Genomic DNA, 1,733 nt, shown 5'->3' on the forward strand with positions numbered 1-1,733 from the left:
CCCCATCCCCGTCTCCCTCTTCCGCTCCCGTGGTCTCCTCCCAGCAGGAGTTCTGATTCTGAGCGGCTGTCACCCCACCACCACATGGGCTGTAACACTCGTCCCTCGCAGGCCGGTGGGCTACACACCCGTACTTCGTGACCACCCCACAAGGAACCTCGTTCCATGTACAAAAAGGCCGCTCGTCGCCGAACACGTACGCGCAGGTCGTGTTGCCCTCGGCCCACCAGCAATGCTCGACATTCTCCTCTAAGTCCACGCACGAGCTGACACCGAGACCGAAACCAAGCGTCATGGCGAGCACGAACGCGAATCTACCGAGGCGAATGTTCATCATCAGAACCTACCTGTGAGCCAAATTCCGCCACCAGTGGACGTAATGTCTGGGACAACGGCCAACCTCCGCCGCGAACCTCGTCGGAGCGCGATGTCACACGCCAGCGCGGTGATCCCCACGCCGACACCGACGATGCCAAGCCCGACCATCGCCCGCCCGGAGGCACGCGCGTGACCGACCTCGTAGGCGAGTCGCAGCTCGATACGGGCATCCACGAGGTGGACGCTGCCTGCTACTAGCACACCCACGCTGGCTGCGAGCATCGTGCCGCCCGTGATGCCCAGCGCCCCGAGATGTGGCGGCGAGCCTCCCGCGTCGCGCGTGGGAGGGCTCAGCGGTTCGGCGGGACCGAGGAGCAAGGTAGTGATGGTGAGCAGTTGGATGAGCACGAGTTGTTCTGTCGTGGAGGACGAGCTCGAGGCAGGGTAGGCAGCGACGGCTCTATTGGGGTTGATCCGCTCCCGGGTAGGCGTCTGTCTCTGGGATCACGTCCCCGTCCATGTCGCACAGGGGGCCGTCGATCAGGCGGTCGAAAAACGCATCCGGCTGATGATGTGTCATGTTGACTTCGCCGACGTGTAGGTCACCTGCATAGAAGTCGGCGAACCACGCTGGTGAACTCGGCAGGCCCTCATTCATGTCCCAGACACCAGAGCTATTATCACTATCGCAGCCATCAGACTCGCCGCCATCTGAGAAGATGATAGAGTTGTGTAGATTCACCCTCTTGTCGTCCGTGCACTTCCGCGCAGGACCTTCCGTCGCGCCAACGGACAAGAACGCTCCCTCGATCTTCGCGCTTTCCGACGTCTCAAGCCCCGCCTCTTGACCAAGGACCGACGTGCTCCACAACCTGACGACTGCGCTCTGGTCTGCGAAAATTCCAACCCCGTTCAGTCCGACAATGACACTCTTGTCAAAATAGACCCGGCTGCTGGACTCCGCGAGGACTGCCGGACGAGCCTCTTGACCACTCGTTCCAGAACGGAATATCCTGACATTGGAGACGTAGACGCGGGCGCCCCCTTGAATAGTCAGGGGAGGATCAACGAAACTCGTGGCCCACTCGAACGGTTGCCCTGACTCGGCGCCCGCGATGACAACATCTCTATTGTCGACGATGACCTTGCCACCCACGGCCGATGACGCCACCATGATTAAGGTCGTCTCGCCCTCGGCCGCGACACCAACCGCGTCTGAGAGATACTTGTAGTCTCCATCACTTTCGCTGACACTGAGTATTCGATCGTACGGCACACAGCCTGCGGGTCCCACAAAGTACTCGTCGTCTTCGCAACTCTCTGGACAAACAACGTCCGCGTCACCGTCTCCCTCGTCCGTGCTCTCCCCATCCCCACCAGTCTCAGTCCCAGTCTCCCCCGCAACCCCTTCACAG

General features: G+C 61.1%; 3 protein-coding genes. All 3 read right to left on the reverse strand.

Annotation, left to right across the window (positions count from 1 at the left end; translation table 11 throughout):
• A partial coding sequence (locus tag ENSA7_RS45220) for a hypothetical protein (RefSeq protein WP_219908157.1) occupies positions 1-334 on the reverse strand: 334 nt, incomplete at its 3' end.
• 2 nt (positions 335-336) lie between these two features.
• A complete protein-coding gene (locus tag ENSA7_RS41160) occupies positions 337-726 on the reverse strand; it encodes a hypothetical protein (protein ID WP_106094917.1) in 390 nt (129 codons plus the stop codon).
• A 52-nt stretch (positions 727-778) separates the two neighbouring features.
• A partial coding sequence (locus tag ENSA7_RS44865; RefSeq protein ID WP_181234636.1) for a hypothetical protein occupies positions 779-1,733 on the reverse strand: 955 nt, incomplete at its 5' end.

It is taken from the genome of Enhygromyxa salina, from assembly GCF_002994635.1.
Lineage (GTDB): Bacteria > Myxococcota_A > Polyangia > Nannocystales > Nannocystaceae > Plesiocystis > Plesiocystis salina_B.